Below are 18,619 nucleotides of genomic sequence, written 5' to 3' on the forward strand. Positions count from 1 at the left end.
CGTGCAGCTACTCCTTTGGTGTTACCTGCCATACATTCTTCACCATGAGCAGCGCGCGGGCGATATCCACCATCCTTTGGTTCTTGTCCATCGCCATTTTGCGCAGCGCCGTCCAGGCCTGTTCCTCACTCATATTCTGGTGGGTCATCAGCACGCTCTTCGCTTTATCAATGATTTTGCGCTCTTCAAGCGTATCGCGCAGCGACGCAAGCTGACGTGAGAGCTGCTCTATCTCGCGCGCCTGCTGGCGAACCAAGGTAAGCAACGGTTTTTCCGGATAGCGGATCGGCGGATCATCCTGTTCATCGCCGGGGAGCGCGTACTCATCGTCACGGTGAATGCATTCGTCCACCGCGACCATCAGATCGGCGATGATCGTCTCCTCCAGCGTGCGCAGATGCTCAAGGCGCGCGGTTTGCAGAGCAAACCAGGCCAGTGCGGTAAGGCCGTTATCGGCGGCAGGCTGGCGGGTACAGGCCACGCGCCGGAGTTGCTCCGTTTCACGATCGGGCTGACAGTGCATTGAAAAGGTGGTCTGAACGTCAGCGGAGCTGTGCGAGAGAAAGATCTCAAAGCAGGCCTGCTGCCCGTCAATGCGGTCAACCAGCCTCTGACGAGTCACATCATCGAAAAAACCCTGCGTGAAGCCAATCGCCCCCAGCGCCCGCTCCTGTCCTGCCAGCTCTTTTCCCTGCATCAGGCTATAAAGCGCGACAAAACGTCCTGCGATTTGCGGATCGTCAATGCTGTCATTAAGCTGCGGCACGATACTGAGCAGATGGCGAAGCATACGGGAGTAGTGTTCCATCGCCTGGGGTGCCGTTACAGTCTGCTGAATCACACCGTCACGCAGCGCGGGAAGTGTATCCAGGCTCAGGAGCGCGCCGCCGATGCGTTCACAGACGGCACTTCCTGGGATCGGCGACTGTGTTTCAAGAATGCCGTAAAGGGCAGCGAGGTTTTCATCCACCAGCGCCCGGCTGGCTTTGCATTCGGGGGCGTACAGCTTGCCCTGTGAGCAGAGCCAGACGTTGGACGCCCCGCGCTCGCACTGTAACATGTGCACCAGTTGGCTAATGCCGTGCACAAGCACACCCAGCTGTGCCAGCTTGCTGAACTGCTCCTGGCGCATCATCTTTGCGCGCGTGAGCCATTCGGCAGCGCCTGGCGAAATGCCTGCCATTAATATCATGCTTACTCTCCCGGACAGCGAAACTCCGGGAAATTAAGCAATATTCGTGCCTTTATAAGAACAGGAGTCAACATGCAGAAGATTGTGATCGTCGCCAACGGTGCGGCCTACGGGAGTGAATCGCTTTTTAACAGCCTGCGCCTGGCCATTGCGCTGCGCGAAAAAGAGAGTGACCTCGCGTTACGCCTCTTTTTAATGTCGGACGCGGTCACCGCCGGGCTGAAGGGACAAAAACCGGCCGAGGGCTATAACATTCAGCAGATGCTGGAGATCCTGACCGCGCAAAACGTGCCGGTGAAGCTGTGCAAAACCTGCACCGACGGGCGCGGTATCACCGGGCTGCCGCTGATTGATGGCGTAGAAATTGGTACGCTGGTTGAGCTGGCCGAGTGGACGCTGTCCGCGGATAAAGTATTAACTTTTTAATAATAAACCCGTAAAAATATTATTTTCTTATGGACGCGGTTTCAGCATCAAGTTTACCTGCGGGGTTGCCGATAGGCATGGAAACAACACAGCAGGTATTTCACTTATGTTCAGATCGATTCGTGCACGCATCATCGCGGCGACGGCAGGCTGTCTGGTCGTCGCCCTTCTCCTCAATACCGTTATTAACTTCCAGGTCACACGCCAGGATAACCAGCAGTCACAGCGCGATATCCTGACCAGCACCAGCGCCAGCCATAACATGGCGATTGCCGACTGGGTCAAAAGCAAGATGACGGTGATTGCCTCCGCGCAGACCGTCGCACTGAGTGACGATCCGGTTCCGGTGTTTAAACAGCTTGCACAGGCGGGTGGATTCACCAACGTTTATGTCGGCTACGCCAGCAAAACGGCGAAATTCTCTGAACCGGCGGGCGTTCCGGCAGATTATGACCCGACCATTCGCCCGTGGTATCAGCAGGTAGTCAGTACGGACGGTCCGGTTGTCACCGCGCCCTACGTTGACGCGGGGACCGGTAAACTGGTGGTGACCTTCGCCGTACCGGTGAAAGAGAATGGCACACTGAAAGCGGTGGTGGCAGGCGATGTAGCCATGGACAGCGTGGTGGCGAACGTACGCGGGATCCATCCAACCCCGGCCAGCAGCGGGTTGCTTCTGAACAGTGACGGCAGCGTGATTGCCGCTAACGATCCGGCTCTGACGCTTAAACCGTTTGCTGAGACCATCAAAGGCATCGATTTTGCTGCGCTGAAAAGCGGTAATCCGGTCGACGGAACGCTGAACGATGCTGAAAAAACCTTCGTGGCGACAGCCGTGCCGGGCACAAACTGGCTGCTAGTCGTCGCCCTCGACAACGGCGACGCCACCTCCGGCATGCGTTCCCTGCTTAAAGCATCGGCGATTTCGCTGGTGATCCTGGCACTGCTGAGCGCGGCCATTGTTCACCTCCTGATTGCCCGCCTGCTGAAGCGTCTGTCCGACATTCGCGACGCGATGCACAACATTGCCAACGGGACTAACGATCTGTCCCAGCGTTTGCCGGACAGCGGCGAGGACGAAGTCGCGCAGATTGCGCAGGCCTTTAACGCCTTCAGCGATAAGCTGTCGGTGGTGATGGTGCAGCTCCGGGATGCCAGTGAATCGGTGAAAAACGCCGCCCAGGAGATTGCTGCAGGTAACCAGGATCTCTCCGGACGTACCGAGCAGGCGGCGTCCAGCCTGCGCGAGACGGCCAGCGCCGTGGAGCAGATCACCGCCTCCGTGACGCAGTCGAACGAGTCGGCGGCAGAAGCGAACGATCAGGCGAGCAAGGCCTCAGCGGCCGCTGCGCGCGGCGGCGAGGTGGTATCCCAGGCGATCAGCACCATGCAGTCCATCGAAGTCGCGTCGGCTAAAATTGGCGATATCACCAGCGTGATTGACGGCATTGCTTTCCAGACCAACATTCTGGCGCTGAACGCCTCCGTCGAGGCGGCCCGTGCCGGGGAGCAGGGTCGCGGGTTTGCCGTGGTGGCAGGCGAAGTGCGTAACCTGGCGAGCCGTAGCGCCCAGGCGGCGAAAGAGATCAAATCGCTCATCGATTCCACCACCGACAGCGTGGCCACCGGCTCCCGCTACGTGCATCTGGCCGGGGAAAGCATGGACGAGATCCGCTCCAGCATCGGCAGCGTCTCCGGCATCATGCGCGAAATCTCCATCGCCACCAGCGAGCAGATGAAAGGCATTCATGAGATCAATCATGCGGTGACCCATCTCGACAGGATGGTCCAGCAGAACGCCGAGCTGGTGGTGGAATCCGCCGCCGCTGCGGGTGCCCTGCAGAGCCAGGCTGGGGACCTTGCTGAAACCGCCGGCCATTTCCGCATTTAATTTTATTCCGGCGCGGGTTTACCGGGTAAAACCCGCGCCAGCTGAATGCTTTCAGGAATTTTGTCATTTTTGTTTAAACGTTATGCCATTTTTTGATCAAAATCATCATCCCTCGCCCCCCGCTTTGGTGTTATGCAATGAGTAATTTGTGAACAATATCACGCTCGGGATGGGCAAAATCGACGGGGTAAAAAAATGGCACTGGTAAAAACAAGTTTGAAACTGTTTGGCGGGGATACGGTAGTGGTGCGTTGCTCAGAGCGCTGTCGTATTCACCTGATGAGTGCGAAAGCACATAAACAATCCCAGGCGGATATTCTCACCGTGCAGGATGATAAAGCGTGGCTTACCGTACCGTATACCGGCACGTGGGATGTGCTGATCGACAGCCACAGCCAGTCGCTGGAGCATTCCGTCAGCTACGTGGCTGCATAATAATAAACGCCCGGCGAGCCGGGCGTATCATCAGGCAAAGCCCGGTCGCAGCGTGCCGTTGAGCGGGTTTCCTTCCAGCAGAGCCTTCACCTTTACCACCAGCTCATTCAGACAATCGTCTTTCATGCCGAGGCGGGTCAGCTCCTGATCCAGGGAGAAGAGATATTGTGCATTGGTCCCCAGCGGTCCGCTGGCGGCAGCAATCAACGGGGCGATGACCTGCGTGCGAGTGTCCGCTTCATACAGCGGATGACGCGGGTCCATAATAAACACCAGCGCATTGACGGTGCGTCCGTCGTCCAGCTCCAGCTTGCACCAGCTCGGCATATAGCAGCCGGTAATCATCTCGCGCTTCCAGAGCAGCGTAAGCTCCTCTTCCAGCGAGGCATCCGGGAGGCGATACGCCACGCCCGTGGTGCGTCCGCCCTCTTTCAGTGCAAGCATACGTCCCGGCTGGCACGCGCTGCCGCGTCCGGCCGTCAGACGCAGGCAAAATGCGCGATGCCAGCCAGGCAGCGTTCCCGTTGCCGATTCGACAAATTCCAGAGCCGGGTTCCACATCAGGGAACCGTAGCCAAAAATCCATACCGGGCCATCATCCGGGCGGCAGGCAAGCGTGGCAGCAAGTGACGCCGCACGTTGTTCAGCTGACCAGAGAAGCGATTCCTCAATAGCACCAAATGCCGTCTTACAATCTGCCTTCATTAAGAAATCACGCGTTAACACTTTACACCTCCGCCACTGCATGCTTCCTTGCGACATCTGTAATTCGCCTTCCCGGCATTATGTGCTGGTCATTTTGCCAGCAGTTAAATAACGATAAGCAATTAGCGGACCAGTTGCAATACAACGGCAGTTCAACCGCCTGAAAAGTCAAAATGAAGGCAGCGAATTATTTCACGGCTATTTCTTTTTATGCCATTTATCGTCGTCTCCTTTTTCATATTCATGTTTTACGGCGGACCAGGCGACTTTGTGTGCCGTCTCTTCACGGCTGGCATCATCCCGGCGATCGTCCTTATCTTTGTATTGTTCCCAGGCGCTGTTAAACGCCTCTTTGTAGATATCCTGCGCGTGAGCGGGCAGCACGTTTTGCACGTTGTCGGGTAATTCGCGTTTCGTTTTATATGGCATCACTCACCTCTCTTTTGCTTAAAGAGATAAGTGTGGACGACGATATGGCAGCGTGCCACCCAGCCTTAATTTATGGATTCAAACCAAATGTAATTTATTGTTATTTAATAAGTATTATATGAAAACCATCAATTACAGGAGTCAGGTATTAAATTTATGACAAAGGGTAAAATTAAGTAAAAAATAAAGGGTATTTAACAGAGATCTGTTAGTTTAATGACCTCAAAAATCTATCTATAATTACAAGCACCTGCATTGATGGAGAAGCACATGACAGCAACACACGAGGCGGTAAAGACCCGCCACAAGGAGACGTCACTCATTTTCCCGGTTCTGGCACTGGCTGTGCTGCTCTTCTGGGGAAGCAGTCAGTCACTGCCAGTGGTGGTTGGTATCAATATTCTTGCCCTGGTCGGCATCTTAACCAGCGCATTTAGCGTCGTTCGCCATGCGGACGTCCTGGCCCACCGTCTGGGCGAGCCGTACGGATCGTTAATTCTCAGCCTTTCCGTCGTTATTCTCGAAGTCAGCCTGATTTCCGCGCTCATGGCGACCGGCGATGCCGCGCCGACGCTGATGCGCGACACGCTCTACTCTATCATTATGATTGTGACGGGCGGCCTGGTGGGCTTCTCTCTGCTGCTGGGCGGGCGCAAGTTCGCGACCCAGTATATGAACCTGTTCGGCATTAAACAGTATCTGATTGCCCTCTTCCCGCTGGCCATTATCGTGCTGGTCTTCCCGATGGCGCTGCCGGGCGCGAATTTCTCTACCGGTCAGGCACTGCTGGTCGCACTGATTTCCGCCGCCATGTACGGCGTGTTCCTGCTGATTCAGACCAAAACGCACCAGAGCCTGTTTGTGTATGAGCATGAAGACGACAGCGACGACGATGACCCGCACCACGGTAAGCCGTCGGCCCACAGCAGCGCGTGGCATACGGTTTGGCTGATCGTACATCTGATTGCGGTGATTGCCGTCACCAAGATGAACGCCAACCCGCTGGAAACGCTGTTAACCGAGCTGAACGCGCCGGTAGCGTTTACCGGCTTCCTGGTGGCGCTGCTGATCCTGTCTCCTGAAGGGCTGGGCGCGCTGAAAGCCGTCTTAAACAATCAGGTGCAGCGCGCAATGAACCTGTTCTTCGGTTCCGTGCTGGCGACCATTTCACTTACCGTTCCGGTGGTGACGCTGATTGCCTTTATGACGGGCAACGAGCTGCAGTTTGCGCTGGGTGCGCCGGAAATGATTGTGATGGTGGCCTCGTTGCTGCTGTGCCAGATTTCGTTCTCCACCGGGCGTACCAACGTGCTGAACGGCGCGGCGCATATGGCGTTGTTTATTGCGTACTTAATGACGATTTTTGCGTAAGATTGATCCGGTGCGGCCTGATGCCCTCACCCCAACCCTCTCCCACAGGGAGAGGGAGAAAACATAAAAAAACCCGCCGAAGCGGGTTTTTTTATTAGTTGCTGGTATCCAGCTCGTCGAAACTCTTCACCAGATCGTCAATCGCTTTGATCTGTTTCAGGAACGGCTCCAGCTTATCCAGCGGCAGCGCGGATGGGCCGTCGCATTTTGCGTTATCCGGATCCGGGTGCGCTTCAATGAACAGACCTGCCAGACCGGTTGCCATACCGGCACGCGCCAGTTCGGTCACCTGGGCACGACGGCCACCGGACGCAGCACCGAACGGGTCGCGGCACTGCAGAGCGTGCGTCACGTCGAAAATCACCGGAGACTGGCCGGAGACATTTTTCATCACGCTGAAGCCCAGCATGTCGACAACCAGGTTGTCGTAACCGAAGTTAGCGCCACGGTCACACAGGATCACCTGATCGTTACCGCCTTCGATAAACTTATCAACGATGTTACCCATCTGACCTGGGCTCACGAACTGCGGTTTTTTCACGTTAATCACGGCACCGGTTTTCGCCATCGCCGCCACCAGATCAGTCTGGCGAGCCAGGAATGCCGGGAGCTGGATCACGTCAACCACGTCTGCCACCGGCTGCGCCTGAGAGGCTTCATGCACGTCGGTGATCACTTTCACGCCAAAGGTCTGCTTCAGCTCCTGGAAAATCTTCATCCCCTCTTCCAGGCCCGGGCCGCGGTAAGAGTTGATGGAGGAGCGGTTGGCTTTGTCAAAAGAGGCTTTAAACACGTACGGGATGCCCAGCTTCTGGGTCACGGTCACGTAGTGTTCGCAGATACGCATGGCGAGATCGCGGGATTCCAGCACGTTCATGCCGCCAAACAGGACGAACGGCAGGTCGTTTGCTACCTTGATATCACCAATGCTAACCACTTTTTGTTTCATAGGATCGCCTTATTCAGGTGTGAATCGGAATTAAGATTAATGCAGTGTAATTTGCTTGTGCGAGATCGCGTTGATCTGCGCACGAATCATTTCGCTAATAGGATCTTCCGGACACTGCTCGACGAAATAATTCAAATCATTCAGCGCCACGTGCTCACAGTCGAGCTGGGCATAGATCAGCCCGCGATCGCGAATTTCGTACGGGTCTTCCGGGTTGAACTGCAGCAGTACTTCACTGGCGCGCAAGGCCAGCTCCATCTGACGCTCTTCCATTAATGCAGACTTCAGCGTATCCAGCAGCTTGCGAATGACCTCTGCGTTGTCCGCCTCGTCGAGATCTTCGTTGAAGAGTTCGGCCACCGGGCTGATATTGCCTTTCAGCCACACGTCCAGCGTATGTTCATCCAGCGTGTCGCCGTTGAAGGGATTAATGAGCCACATTTCGCCGTCCAGCCACTCTGCACGCAGGATCATCTGCGTCGGGAAAATGACCGGGACTAGCGGAATATCCAGACGCTGTGCGACCCATAGTAAAATAGACCCCAGCGCCACGGCGCTGCCCTGACGATTTTTTAAGACCTGGTCCAGCCATAATGCGTCAGACAGGCGATACACACCCCGCGTGTCGCAGAAACCCCATTCGCCGTAGAAAAGCTCCAGCAGCTTCTCTAGTTGCCAGTCTTGCGGGCGAGCCTGATTAATCTCTTCACGCGCCAGGCTGACCAGATTCTCCAGCTCATCATAGACAAACTGCGACGTAAAATCGTCGCGAATCATCTCTGAAATCAGGATCATGCCATCGCAAAGCGGCACTTTATTAAATTCGAAATCGGCTAAGGACCTCATGACTTACCCCAGTAACGCCTGAGCGAACAATGACGCTCAGGCGCGATAAAACTCAAAACGATGTAGATGATAACGCCAAACTGCCTTTCAGTCAGCCTTACGCCTTTATCAGTAAATGGCAGATACCCGGAACTCAAGACCACCGCCCCAGCGTCAGGCGTTCGTTGCCGCCGTAGTCGCGGCAGGTTTCGACAGCGTCATAACCTGCTTGCGTAAACAGTGCCCGCACGGCTTCTCCCTGCGTCCAGCCATGCTCCACGAGCAGCCAGCCGCCGGGAAGTAAATGTTCCCGTGACGTTGTCACAATGTGATCAAGATCGGCTAATCCCGCGTTGGCGGCCACGAGCGCCGTCAGCGGTTCGAAGCGAACATCTCCCTGCGCAAGGTGCGGGTCATGTTCGTCGATGTAAGGAGGATTGCTGACAATCATCGCAAATGTGCGATTCTCCAGCGCGGAAAACCAGCTGCTTTGCAGCACCGTCACGTTGCGGACCCCGAGACGTTCCACGTTACGCTGCGCCAGCGCCACCGCGTCGGGCATGACATCCACCGCCGTCACCGCGCAGTCGGGCCGCTCGGTGGCGAGCGCCAGCGCGATAGCACCTGTTCCCGTCCCGAGATCGAGAATACTGCAGGCCGCCGCCGGTAAACGCGCCAGCGCCTGCTCCACCAGACATTCGGTGTCCGGACGCGGGATTAGCGTCGCCGCCGAGACGTACAGGGGTAACGACCAGAACTCACGTTCACCGACAAGGTGCGCCACCGGCTCGCCGGTTTTACGACGGGCAAGCAGCGCGGCGAGCTGCGCTTCCTGCTCCGCGGTCAGTTCGGTTTCACCAAAAGCCAGCAGATACGTGCGGGCTTTACCCGTCACATGCTCAAGCAAAATTTCGGCATCGCGTTTCGGGCTTTCGCTTTCGGAAAGCTCACCGGCCGCCTCACGTAACCAGCGCTGAAAATCCATTATTCCTGCTCGGACAGCGCCGCCAGCTGGTCGGCCTGGTATTCCTGCACGATAGGCTCAATCAGCATGTCCAGCTTCCCTTCCATCACCTCGTCCAGACGGTACAGCGTCAGGTTGATGCGGTGGTCGGTTACACGGCCCTGCGGGAAGTTGTAGGTGCGGTTACGGTCGCTGCGATCGCCGCTCCCCAGCAGGTTACGACGCGTAGACGCTTCCGCCTGCTGGCGTTTCGCCATTTCGGCCGCGTGGATACGCGCGCCCAGCACGGACAGCGCTTTGGCTTTGTTTTTGTGCTGTGAACGCTCGTCCTGACATTCGACGACGATGCCGGTTGGCAGGTGGGTAATACGAATGGCGGAGTCGGTGGTGTTAACGTGCTGACCACCCGCGCCAGAGGAGCGGAAAGTATCTATACGCAGGTCCGCAGGATTGATGTCCGGCAGTTCCGCTTCCGGCAGCTCCGGCATCACCGCCACCGTACAGGCGGAGGTGTGGATACGGCCCTGGGATTCGGTGGCCGGTACGCGCTGCACGCGGTGACCGCCGGATTCAAACTTGAGACGACCGTACACGCCGTCGCCGCTGATCTTGGCGATAACCTCTTTGTAGCCACCATGTTCGCCTTCGTTGGCGCTCATGATCTCCACGCGCCAGCGACGCGACTCGGCGTAGCGGCTGTACATGCGGAACAGATCTCCGGCAAACAGTGCCGCTTCGTCACCGCCGGTCCCGGCGCGGACTTCCACGAACGCGTTACGCTCGTCGTCTGGATCTTTTGGCAGCAGAAGCACCTGAAGCTGCTGCTCCATCTCCTCAGAACGCGCTTTCGCATCCTGCAACTCTTCCTGCGCCATCTCGCGCATTTCAGGATCGTCGAGCATCATCTGCGCGGTTTCGATATCTTCCTGAACCTGTCGCCAGTCGGTAAAGCATTTAGAAACATCACTTAACTGCGCGTATTCACGTGAGAGCGCGCGAAAACGCTCCTGGTCCGCAATGGTCCCGGCATCGCCGAGCAGCGCCTGGACTTCTTCATGGCGCTCGTGCAGAGCTTCCAGTTTAGCGACGATAGAAGGCTTCATAGGCGTAAGTGCACCTTGTCTTAGAAAATGGGTATAGGGCGCTATTCCAGCCCGAGGCTGTTGCGCAGAATAGTCAGGCGTTCATCATCCCCGTCACGGGCGGCCTGCTGAAGAGATTTGGTTGGTGCATGGATCAGGCGGTTGGTCAGTTTCCATGCCAGATCCTGCATAATTGCATGTGCGTCGCCGCCCTGTTCAAGGGCCGCTAACGCTTTGGCTGTCAGGTCGTCACGCACCTGCTCCGCCTGTCCGCGATACTCGCGGATGGTCTCGCTGACGCTTTGCGCGCGCAGCCAGGCCATAAACTCACTGGTTTCCTGCTCAACAATGGTTTCCGCCTGCACCGCCGCCGCTTTACGCTGGGCGAGGTTGTGCGAAATGATGCTTTGCAGGTCATCCACGCTGTAGAGGTAGGCGTTAGGCAGCTTGCCCACTTCCGGCTCAACATCGCGCGGGACGGCAATATCCACCAGCAGCATCGGCTGATTACGACGGGACTTCAGCGCACGCTCCACCATCCCTTTTCCGATAATCGGCAGCGGGCTGGCGGTCGAGCTGATAATAATGTCCGCCTCTTTCAGACGTTCATCGATGTCGCTCAGGGCAACCACCTCTGCGCCCACTTCATCCGCCAGCACCTGCGCGCGTTCGCGGGTGCGGTTAGCGATAATCATCTTTTTCACTTTATGCTCGCGCAGATGGCGCGCCACAAGTTCGATGGTTTCGCCCGCGCCCACCAGCATCACGGTGACGGTGGAGAGGGATTCAAAGATTTGGCGCGCAAGGGTGCAGGCCGCGAAAGCAACGGAAACCGCACTGGCACCAATGTCGGTTTCGGTTCGCACACGCTTCGCCACGGAGAACGACTTCTGGAACATGCGCTCCAGCTCGCTGGCCTTCAGATGCCCTTTTTGCGAATCCGCAAACGCTTTTTTCACCTGCCCCAGGATCTGCGGTTCGCCGAGCACCAGCGAATCCAGCCCGCTGGCGACGCGCATCAGATGGCTGACCGCATCGTTGTCCTGATGCCAGTACAGGCTATTGCGCAGCTCGTCTTCGTTGAGGTTGTGGTAATCGCATAGCCAGCGGATAAGCGCTTCATGCAGGTTGTCCTGCTCTTCCACGCTTAAATAGAGCTCGGTACGGTTGCACGTCGAGAGCACCACGCCACCCTGCACCATCGGCTGTGCAAGCAGGCTGTCCAGCGCAAGGTCGAGCGTATCTGGCGAAAACGTTACGCGTTCTCGCAGCGAAACCGGGGCTGTTTTGTGGTTGATGCCGAGTGCTAATAGGGTCATGTTGAGCGGGAGTAGTACCAGCGTTAATAAGGTTAGCAGAACGCATCATACAGGATGCGCGAGATCAATAAAAGAGACAGCCCCCTTTCGGAGTAATAGCTTATACCCGTCATACTTCAAGCTGCATGCGCGTTGGCTGCGCTCTTTCACCCCAATCACATAGTTATCTATGCTCATGGGGATTCACTCTCTTGCCGCCTTCATGCAGCTTGAATTATTTAGGGTAGATACAACGCTTTGAGATAATTTGAACGTAGACGGTAGCCCCCTTCGACGCTAGCATTAACAGTTATAACTGCAACGTATCTCAAGGATTTGTCCTTATTATGACCCGACTGATTCGCCTGCTGCCGCTGGCAGCACTGGTTCTGACCGCGTGTACCGTCACCCAGCCAAAAGGCCCGGGCAAAAGCCCTGATTCACCGCAGTGGCGTCAGCACCAGCAGGACGTCCGTAATTTGAACCAGTACCAGACCCGCGGCGCGTTCGCTTATCTATCTGACGAACAAAAAGTTTATGCCCGCTTCTTCTGGCAGCAGACGGGTCAGGACCACTATCGCCTGCTGCTGCTGAACCCGCTGGGCAGCACCGAGCTGGAGCTTATCGCTAAACCGGGCGAAGCGCAGATCACCGATAACAAAGGCCAGCACTACACCGCGACCGATGCCGAAGAGATGATTGGCAAGCTGACCGGGATGCCTATCCCGCTCAACAGCCTGCGCCAGTGGATCCTCGGCCTGCCGGGTGACGCCACCGACTACACCCTGGACGATCAGTATCGTCTGAGCCAGGTGAACTACACCCAAAACGGTAAAACCTGGAAAGTGGTGTACAGCGCCTATGACAGTAAGAGTAAACCGTCGCTGCCATCGAATATGGAGCTGACCCAGGGCAGCCAGCGTATCAAGCTGAAAATGGACAACTGGATCGTTAAATGATGACCCAATGGCCCTCTCCGGCAAAGCTGAACCTGTTCTTGTACATCACCGGCCAGCGCGCTGACGGCTATCACACCCTGCAGACGCTGTTTCAGTTTATTGACTATGGCGACACGATCTCCATTGAACTGCGTCAGGACGGGCAGATTTGCCTCCTGACGCCGGTCGATGGCGTGGCGCATGAGGACAACCTCATCGTGCGCGCCGCGCGTCTGCTGATGAAAGCCGCGGCGGAATCAGGCCGTCTGCCCGCAGGAAGCGGTGCGGATATCCGTATCGAGAAGCGCCTGCCGATGGGCGGCGGTCTGGGCGGCGGCTCATCTAACGCCGCCACCGTGCTGGTTGCGCTGAACCACCTCTGGGGCTGCGGGCTGTCGAAGGACGAACTAGCAACTCTGGGCTTGACGCTGGGGGCGGATGTCCCGGTGTTTGTGCGCGGTCATGCGGCCTTTGCTGAGGGCGTGGGTGAGATCCTCTCCCCGGCTGAACCGCCGGAGAAATGGTATCTGGTTGCTCACCCTGGCGTGAGCATTCCGACTCCGGTCATCTTTAAAGATCCTGACCTGAAAAGGAATACCCCGGTTCGGTCAATAGAAACGTTATTAAATTGTGAATTCAGCAACGATTGCGAGGATATCGCAAGAAAACGTTTTCGCGAGGTTGATGCGGTGCTTTCCTGGCTGTTAGAATACGCGCCGTCGCGCCTGACTGGTACAGGGGCCTGTGTCTTTGCTGAATTTGACACCGAATCCGCCGCTCGTCAGGTGCTTGAGCAAGCGCCGGTTTGGCTGCATGGTTTTGTAGCGCGTGGGATGAACATTTCCCCCCTACAGCAGGCCATTCTGGCGCAGACTGAGTTTCGGTGACAACGTCACCCTGTTCCAGACGTTGCATCGCGCTCTTTAATACACCGCCTGGATAGCCTTCGCCTGGCCCGCACAGTTTGCGGCGAACGCTATCCACCACTGGACGCATGCCTGAGGTTCTTCTCGTGCCTGATATGAAGCTTTTTGCTGGTAACGCCACCCCGGAACTAGCACAACGTATTGCCAACCGCCTGTACACTTCCCTCGGCGACGCCGCCGTAGGTCGCTTTAGCGACGGCGAAGTCAGCGTACAAATTAACGAAAATGTACGCGGTGGTGATATTTTCATCATCCAGTCCACCTGTGCTCCAACGAACGACAACCTGATGGAACTGGTTGTTATGGTCGACGCCCTGCGTCGCGCTTCCGCAGGCCGTATCACTGCTGTAATCCCTTACTTCGGTTATGCCCGCCAGGACCGTCGCGTCCGTTCCGCGCGTGTGCCAATTACCGCTAAAGTTGTCGCTGACTTCCTGTCCAGCGTCGGCGTTGACCGCGTACTGACCGTTGACCTGCACGCAGAGCAGATCCAGGGCTTCTTCGACGTCCCGGTTGATAACGTATTCGGCAGCCCAATTCTGCTGGAAGACATGCTGCAGCTGAACCTGGATAACCCAATCGTGGTTTCTCCGGACATCGGCGGCGTGGTACGTGCCCGTGCTATCGCTAAGCTGCTGAACGATACCGACATGGCGATCATCGACAAACGTCGTCCGCGCGCTAACGTTTCTCAGGTGATGCACATCATCGGTGACGTGGCTGGCCGCGACTGCGTGCTGGTCGACGACATGATCGATACCGGCGGTACGCTGTGTAAAGCGGCTGAAGCGCTGAAAGAGCGTGGTGCTAAGCGCGTATTCGCTTACGCGACCCACCCGATCTTCTCCGGCAATGCCGTAAACAACCTGCGCAACTCCGTTATTGACGAAGTTGTGGTATGCGATACCATCCCACTGAGCGACGAGATCAAGGCACTGCCAAACGTGCGTACCCTGACCCTGTCCGGGATGCTGGCCGAAGCGATTCGTCGTATCAGCAACGAAGAATCTATCTCAGCAATGTTCGAACACTAATCGAACACGGCCGAAAAACCCGCTGCGGCGGGTTTTTTTGTCTCTGAGTTTTATTTGTATGATTAATGCCTCCTTCACCTGCCATTCACATGACAGATGATGCGCATACGGATGATAGATAATTGTGAAAAACGTAACCTCCTCACATGTTCTGCCCTTTCGCGCCCTCATCGACGCCTGCTGGAAAGAGAAGTACACCTCCTCACGCTTTGTGCGTGACTTGATTGCCGGGATCACCGTAGGCATTATTGCCATCCCGCTGGCGATGGCGCTGGCGATTGGCAGCGGCGTTGCGCCGCAGTACGGTCTGTACACCTCGGCCGTTGCCGGGATAGTCATTGCCCTGACGGGCGGCTCTCGCTTTAGCGTCTCCGGCCCGACCGCCGCCTTTGTGGTGATCCTCTACCCCGTTTCGCAACAGTTTGGTCTGGCAGGCCTGCTGGTCGCCACCCTGATGTCCGGGGTCTTTTTAATTCTGTTTGGCCTGGCCCGCTTTGGGCGGCTGATCGAGTACATCCCCCTTTCCGTGACGCTGGGGTTCACTTCGGGGATTGGGATCACCATCGGAACCATGCAGATTAAGGATTTCCTCGGCCTGCAGATGCCCCACGTACCGGAACACTACCTGCAAAAAGTGGGGGCCCTGTTTATGGCGCTGCCGACGGCCAACCTGGGCGATGCCGCCATTGGGATTGTGACGCTGGGCACGCTGATCGTCTGGCCCCGTCTGGGGATCCGTCTGCCGGGCCACCTGCCCGCGCTGCTGCTGGGCTGCGCGGTGATGGCCATCGTCAATATGTTCGGTGGTCACGTCGCGACTATCGGCTCGCAGTTCCACTATGTTCTGGCGGACGGTTCACAGGGTAGCGGCATTCCGCAGCTGTTGCCGCAGCTGGTGCTGCCGTGGGACATGCCCGGCTCCAGCTTTACCCTAAGCTGGGATTCCCTGCGCGCCCTGCTTCCCGCCGCGTTCTCTATGGCGATGCTGGGGGCGATTGAATCCCTGCTCTGTGCCGTCGTTCTGGACGGGATGACCGGCACCAAACACAAAGCCAACAGCGAGCTGGTCGGTCAGGGATTAGGCAACCTTGTCGCGCCGTTCTTCGGCGGAATTACCGCAACGGCAGCCATCGCCCGTTCAGCTGCAAACGTGCGCGCGGGGGCAACCTCACCCGTTTCGGCGGTTATCCACTCCGTGCTGGTGATCCTCGCCCTGCTGATCCTCGCCCCGCTGCTCTCCTGGCTACCGCTTTCCGCCATGGCCGCCCTGCTGCTGATGGTGGCCTGGAACATGAGTGAGGCGCATAAGGTGGTGAACCTGCTGCGTCGCGCGCCGAAAGACGACATCATCGTGATGCTGATCTGCATGTCGCTGACCGTGCTGTTCGATATGGTTATCGCCATCAGCGTCGGGATCGTGCTGGCTTCTCTGCTATTTATGCGCCGCATTGCGCAGATGACGCGCCTTTCCCCGGTTAACGTGGAGGTGCCTGACGATGTGCTGGTTCTGCGCGTGATTGGCCCGCTGTTCTTCGCCGCGGCGGAAGGTCTGTTCAGCGATCTGGAGTCCCGCATCGCGGGTAAACGGATTGTGGTGCTGAAGTGGGATGCCGTACCGGTGCTGGATGCAGGCGGCCTGGATGCCTTCCAGCGCTTTGTTGCACGTCTGCCGGAAGGCTGTGAACTGCGGGTGAGTAACCTGGAGTTTCAGCCACTGCGCACCATGGCGCGGGCGGGCGTGCAGCCGATCCCTGGCCGCCTTGCCTTTTATCCTAACCGTGAAGCCGCATTAGCGGATCTGTGAGCCACCTGATGCAGAGAAACGTCTTTGCATCATTACCCCGATCGCCTGCTGGAGCCAAGCAAGCACGGCAGGCGTCATCCATGTTCCTTTCATCAGATGCGGCTCCTGCTGCATGGCCGTGCGAAACTTTTGCTGAGTCTCCGGGCTGGTGCCCGCGTAAGACTGGAACAATGTCAGCCAGTTTTCAGCCAGCTTTTGCGCATCGTCAGAGGCGGGGTCGATATTTTCCCGCTGCGCCTGATGCAGTTTTGCCACCAGCGGCGGCCACTCCATCATGCGGTCAAAGTAGTGTGCCCGGGTAAAGGCCATCTCTTCGGCAGTGAGATACTTCTCCCATATGTTGAGCTTTGATTCCGCAAACGCGCGCGTGATGTAATCCGTCATCTCCGGCGTGATACCGGTCTGCACCTGCATCTGCGGTTCAACGCTATGCATTTCGTTCAGCCGGGTGAGAAATTCCGGCTTGCCCGCCGTATCCTGCTCCAGGCGTTCCATCCAGCGCGTCGCCAGGTCCATGGCCCGCGGGTCCGTAAAGGGTAGGTGCTGTTTCAACAGCGTGTTTGCCTCTGCAACCAGCCCTGACCAGATAGCCGCCAGCGCATCCTTCTGCACCGCAAACGGGAGCTGCTGTAACTCTTCTTTGCTAAACCAGCGATCGTACATATTCATTAACTCCAGAGTCTGTAGCCAGGATTCCAGATCCGGAGTCGCATCGTCGAGAAGCCCGGTCCGCAGCTCCACCAGCCGGTCGCGCAGCGTATGTATGCTGCGCAGCTGTTTATCCAGCAGCGTGATTTGCGCATCGAGTAACTCGGTTAACGACAGCGACTCCTGTTCCAGGAAATCCCTGATTTCAGCAAGTTCCAGCCCCGCTTTTGCCAGCGCCTGAATCATGTGCAGACGCTGGACATCCGCCAGGTTGTAAAGCCGATAACCTGCCGCGCTTCTGGCAGAAGGCAGCAACAACCCTGTTTGCTCATAGTGGTGCAATGTCCGCACGGTGATCCCGGCACGTTTCGCCAGCTCCCCCACCTGAATCAACATAACTGCTCCTTTTTCTTTGCCAGTGGCATCACTCTGGAGCCTTACGTTACGTGAGGGTCAACCCTTGATGCAAAAAAAACGACTCCCTCAGGAGCCGTTTCGGTATTCTTTAACGTAGCGTCAGCTGTGCTTATGCTGGTCGCGACGACAGCGTTTATCGTAGTGGCGCACCCACCAGTATTTGTCACACACTTCCTCATGGCCACTCACGCGTGCTCCCGCCAGCCACAACACTGCACCAATGAAGATGCTCAATATCGCGCCATGCGCAAAGTATTGCGGAAGATCAAGCTGCGGCAGCTGGTTTAAAATTGAATAACCCACGCCGGCTACCATCACGAACAGCCCCAACCCCATCAGCACGTTACCGAGTAACGAAGCGTTTTTGCGTTTCATGTGTCACCTCCGGAACTTTGGGTTGTCAGGGGAAAAGCCCCTAATCCTTGTGTGTAAAGTATAGACAACGCCCCTTTTATGAGTTGCGTGAATGATCACAATTACAGATAACTCCCAAACAAAAGTTTACAAATAACACTTTGAACAGCTTGAAATTCTAATTGTTCAAATCAGAAATTATTCGTATTTCGCTTCGACGATCGCAGAATTTTGTCAAGCGGCGCGCCAGACAGTAAACTACGCGCCAGATCTGGAACCCATTAGGAATTGAATCGTGACGATTAAACTGATTGTCGGCCTCGCCAACCCGGGCGCAGAATATGCGGCTACCCGCCACAATGCCGGGGCATGGTATATCGATCTGCTGGCCGAGCGGTTACGTGCTCCCCTGCGTGAAGAACCTAAATTCTTCGGATATACCTCACGTATCAACCTTGCTGGCGCGGATGTTCGTTTACTGGTGCCTACCACCTTTATGAACCTGAGCGGTAAAGCCGTGGCGGCAATGGCAACGTTTTATCGCATCAACCCGGATGAAATTCTGGTGGCTCACGATGAGCTGGATCTCCCGCCTGGCGTAGCAAAATTCAAACTGGGCGGCGGGCACGGCGGCCACAACGGTCTTAAAGACATCATCAGCAAGCTGGGCAATAACCCGAATTTCCACCGTTTGCGCGTGGGAATCGGCCATCCGGGCGATAAAAACAAAGTTGTCGGTTTCGTACTTGGTAAGCCCCCGGTTTCTGAGCAGAAACTGATTGACGAAGCGGTAGACGAAGCGGCGCGCTGCACCGAAATCTGGCTGAAAGACGGGCTAACCAAAGCGACAAACCGCTTACACGCTTTCAAAGCGCAATAATCTGCCCGTTCCGGCTTTTTTACCGCGCGTCATGCGGGTTACGTGTATAAT

The 18,619-nt window shown here is 56.6% G+C and carries 19 protein-coding genes and 1 pseudogene; 9 read left to right on the plus strand and 11 right to left on the minus strand.

Going from position 1 to position 18,619, the window contains the following annotated elements; translation table 11 throughout:
- Window positions 1–7 precede the first annotated feature (7 nt).
- On the minus strand, window positions 8–1,192 hold the full coding sequence (nasR, locus tag AC0TN7_RS09190; protein ID WP_024907076.1) for a nitrate regulatory protein NasR: 1,185 nt from the start codon (window positions 1,190–1,192) through the stop codon (window positions 8–10).
- A gap of 72 nt (window positions 1,193–1,264) precedes the next feature.
- Between nasR and AC0TN7_RS09195 the strand changes: the two genes are divergently transcribed.
- The 3 genes from AC0TN7_RS09195 to AC0TN7_RS09205 all read left to right on the plus strand — a co-directional run bounded on the left by AC0TN7_RS09195 (window position 1,265) and on the right by AC0TN7_RS09205 (window position 3,944).
- On the plus strand, window positions 1,265–1,618 hold the full coding sequence (locus tag AC0TN7_RS09195; protein ID WP_008499522.1) for a DsrE/DsrF/TusD sulfur relay family protein: 354 nt from the start codon (window positions 1,265–1,267) through the stop codon (window positions 1,616–1,618).
- Between the two features lie 106 nt (window positions 1,619–1,724).
- The gene (locus AC0TN7_RS09200; protein WP_048989615.1) at window positions 1,725–3,509 is read left to right on the plus strand and encodes a methyl-accepting chemotaxis protein; all 1,785 of its coding nucleotides are present in this window, start codon (window positions 1,725–1,727) and stop codon (window positions 3,507–3,509) included.
- A gap of 195 nt (window positions 3,510–3,704) precedes the next feature.
- Window positions 3,705–3,944 (plus strand): DUF1883 domain-containing protein, encoded by a 240-nt coding sequence (locus AC0TN7_RS09205; RefSeq protein ID WP_024907074.1) that lies wholly within the window; start codon window positions 3,705–3,707, stop codon window positions 3,942–3,944.
- Between the two features lie 30 nt (window positions 3,945–3,974).
- Here the strand turns inward: AC0TN7_RS09205 and AC0TN7_RS09210 are convergent, their stop codons facing one another.
- Together AC0TN7_RS09210 and chaB are read right to left on the minus strand one after the other, a co-directional pair.
- Window positions 3,975–4,670, minus strand: a complete 696-nt coding sequence (locus tag AC0TN7_RS09210; RefSeq protein ID WP_032647627.1) for a gamma-glutamylcyclotransferase — start codon at window positions 4,668–4,670, stop codon at window positions 3,975–3,977.
- Between the two features lie 177 nt (window positions 4,671–4,847).
- Window positions 4,848–5,078 (minus strand): putative cation transport regulator ChaB, encoded by a 231-nt coding sequence (gene chaB / locus AC0TN7_RS09215; RefSeq protein WP_024907072.1) that lies wholly within the window; start codon window positions 5,076–5,078, stop codon window positions 4,848–4,850.
- A 270-nt stretch (window positions 5,079–5,348) separates the two neighbouring features.
- On the opposite strand from chaB, the gene chaA reads away from it, so the two are divergent.
- The gene (chaA, locus tag AC0TN7_RS09220) at window positions 5,349–6,449 is read left to right on the plus strand and encodes a sodium-potassium/proton antiporter ChaA (protein WP_024907071.1); all 1,101 of its coding nucleotides are present in this window, start codon (window positions 5,349–5,351) and stop codon (window positions 6,447–6,449) included.
- Window positions 6,450–6,543: 94 nt separating this feature from the next.
- Here chaA and kdsA read toward each other — a convergent pair whose 3' ends face one another.
- The 6 genes and pseudogenes from kdsA to hemA form a co-directional block, all read right to left on the minus strand.
- Complete coding sequence (gene kdsA / locus AC0TN7_RS09225; protein ID WP_024907070.1) at window positions 6,544–7,398, minus strand: 3-deoxy-8-phosphooctulonate synthase; 855 nt, start codon at window positions 7,396–7,398, stop codon at window positions 6,544–6,546.
- A 36-nt stretch (window positions 7,399–7,434) separates the two neighbouring features.
- Complete coding sequence (sirB1, locus tag AC0TN7_RS09230; RefSeq protein ID WP_032647631.1) at window positions 7,435–8,244, minus strand: invasion regulator SirB1; 810 nt, start codon at window positions 8,242–8,244, stop codon at window positions 7,435–7,437.
- A 41-nt stretch (window positions 8,245–8,285) separates the two neighbouring features.
- A pseudogene (locus AC0TN7_RS09235) lies at window positions 8,286–8,369 on the minus strand (siroheme synthase); the annotation flags it as partial.
- 8 nt (window positions 8,370–8,377) lie between these two features.
- Window positions 8,378–9,208, minus strand: a complete 831-nt coding sequence (gene prmC, locus AC0TN7_RS09240) for a peptide chain release factor N(5)-glutamine methyltransferase (protein WP_267216338.1) — start codon at window positions 9,206–9,208, stop codon at window positions 8,378–8,380.
- Window positions 9,208–10,290 carry a peptide chain release factor 1 gene (gene prfA / locus AC0TN7_RS09245; protein ID WP_021240360.1) on the minus strand — a complete coding sequence of 361 codons (1,083 nt, stop codon included), beginning with the start codon at window positions 10,288–10,290 and terminating at the stop codon, window positions 9,208–9,210. Before prfA ends, prmC begins: the two co-directional genes overlap by 1 nt.
- Before the next feature lie 41 nt (window positions 10,291–10,331).
- Window positions 10,332–11,588 (minus strand): glutamyl-tRNA reductase, encoded by a 1,257-nt coding sequence (gene hemA / locus AC0TN7_RS09250; protein ID WP_024907067.1) that lies wholly within the window; start codon window positions 11,586–11,588, stop codon window positions 10,332–10,334.
- 326 nt (window positions 11,589–11,914) lie between these two features.
- On the opposite strand from hemA, the gene lolB reads away from it, so the two are divergent.
- The 4 genes from lolB to dauA all read left to right on the plus strand — a co-directional run bounded on the left by lolB (window position 11,915) and on the right by dauA (window position 16,269).
- Window positions 11,915–12,526, plus strand: a complete 612-nt coding sequence (lolB, locus tag AC0TN7_RS09255; protein ID WP_024907066.1) for a lipoprotein insertase outer membrane protein LolB — start codon at window positions 11,915–11,917, stop codon at window positions 12,524–12,526.
- Window positions 12,523–13,392 carry a 4-(cytidine 5'-diphospho)-2-C-methyl-D-erythritol kinase gene (gene ispE, locus AC0TN7_RS09260; RefSeq protein WP_463726781.1) on the plus strand — a complete coding sequence of 290 codons (870 nt, stop codon included), beginning with the start codon at window positions 12,523–12,525 and terminating at the stop codon, window positions 13,390–13,392. Before lolB ends, ispE begins: the two co-directional genes overlap by 4 nt.
- Window positions 13,393–13,517: 125 nt before the next feature.
- Window positions 13,518–14,465, plus strand: coding sequence for a ribose-phosphate diphosphokinase (prs, locus tag AC0TN7_RS09265; protein WP_003856663.1), 948 nt, complete (start codon window positions 13,518–13,520; stop codon window positions 14,463–14,465).
- A 124-nt stretch (window positions 14,466–14,589) separates the two neighbouring features.
- Window positions 14,590–16,269, plus strand: coding sequence for a C4-dicarboxylic acid transporter DauA (dauA, locus tag AC0TN7_RS09270; RefSeq protein WP_024907064.1), 1,680 nt, complete (start codon window positions 14,590–14,592; stop codon window positions 16,267–16,269).
- Here dauA and AC0TN7_RS09275 read toward each other — a convergent pair.
- Together AC0TN7_RS09275 and ychH are read right to left on the minus strand one after the other, a co-directional pair.
- Window positions 16,255–17,313, minus strand: coding sequence for a MerR family transcriptional regulator (locus AC0TN7_RS09275; protein ID WP_024907063.1), 1,059 nt, complete (start codon window positions 17,311–17,313; stop codon window positions 16,255–16,257). The two genes, dauA and AC0TN7_RS09275, sit on opposite strands and share 15 nt — an antisense overlap.
- Before the next feature lie 120 nt (window positions 17,314–17,433).
- Window positions 17,434–17,709, minus strand: a complete 276-nt coding sequence (gene ychH, locus AC0TN7_RS09280) for a stress-induced protein YchH (RefSeq protein ID WP_024907062.1) — start codon at window positions 17,707–17,709, stop codon at window positions 17,434–17,436.
- A gap of 274 nt (window positions 17,710–17,983) precedes the next feature.
- Between ychH and pth the strand changes: the two genes are divergently transcribed.
- The gene (gene pth / locus AC0TN7_RS09285; protein ID WP_473702096.1) at window positions 17,984–18,568 is read left to right on the plus strand and encodes an aminoacyl-tRNA hydrolase; all 585 of its coding nucleotides are present in this window, start codon (window positions 17,984–17,986) and stop codon (window positions 18,566–18,568) included.
- The last annotated feature ends 51 nt before the right edge of the window (window positions 18,569–18,619 follow it).

The sequence above is a fragment of the Enterobacter sp. PL_is511 genome (assembly GCF_055816065.1).

Bases quoted from the DNA above. Each gene is read 5' to 3' on its own strand.
- prmC (WP_267216338.1), bottom strand. From the start codon at position 9,208: ATGGATTTTCAGCGCTGGTTACGTGAGGCGGCCGGTGAGCTTTCCGAA.
- AC0TN7_RS09195 (WP_008499522.1), top strand. From the start codon at position 1,265: ATGCAGAAGATTGTGATCGTCGCCAACGGTGCGGCCTACGGGAGTGAA.
- lolB (WP_024907066.1), top strand. From the start codon at position 11,915: ATGACCCGACTGATTCGCCTGCTGCCGCTGGCAGCACTGGTTCTGACC.
- hemA (WP_024907067.1), bottom strand. From the start codon at position 11,588: ATGACCCTATTAGCACTCGGCATCAACCACAAAACAGCCCCGGTTTCG.
- AC0TN7_RS09200 (WP_048989615.1), top strand. From the start codon at position 1,725: ATGTTCAGATCGATTCGTGCACGCATCATCGCGGCGACGGCAGGCTGT.
- ispE (WP_463726781.1), top strand. From the start codon at position 12,523: ATGATGACCCAATGGCCCTCTCCGGCAAAGCTGAACCTGTTCTTGTAC.
- chaB (WP_024907072.1), bottom strand. From the start codon at position 5,078: ATGCCATATAAAACGAAACGCGAATTACCCGACAACGTGCAAAACGTG.
- AC0TN7_RS09275 (WP_024907063.1), bottom strand. From the start codon at position 17,313: ATGTTGATTCAGGTGGGGGAGCTGGCGAAACGTGCCGGGATCACCGTG.
- ychH (WP_024907062.1), bottom strand. From the start codon at position 17,709: ATGAAACGCAAAAACGCTTCGTTACTCGGTAACGTGCTGATGGGGTTG.
- chaA (WP_024907071.1), top strand. From the start codon at position 5,349: ATGACAGCAACACACGAGGCGGTAAAGACCCGCCACAAGGAGACGTCA.
- sirB1 (WP_032647631.1), bottom strand. From the start codon at position 8,244: ATGAGGTCCTTAGCCGATTTCGAATTTAATAAAGTGCCGCTTTGCGAT.
- AC0TN7_RS09205 (WP_024907074.1), top strand. From the start codon at position 3,705: ATGGCACTGGTAAAAACAAGTTTGAAACTGTTTGGCGGGGATACGGTA.
- prfA (WP_021240360.1), bottom strand. From the start codon at position 10,290: ATGAAGCCTTCTATCGTCGCTAAACTGGAAGCTCTGCACGAGCGCCAT.
- kdsA (WP_024907070.1), bottom strand. From the start codon at position 7,398: ATGAAACAAAAAGTGGTTAGCATTGGTGATATCAAGGTAGCAAACGAC.
- nasR (WP_024907076.1), bottom strand. From the start codon at position 1,192: ATGATATTAATGGCAGGCATTTCGCCAGGCGCTGCCGAATGGCTCACG.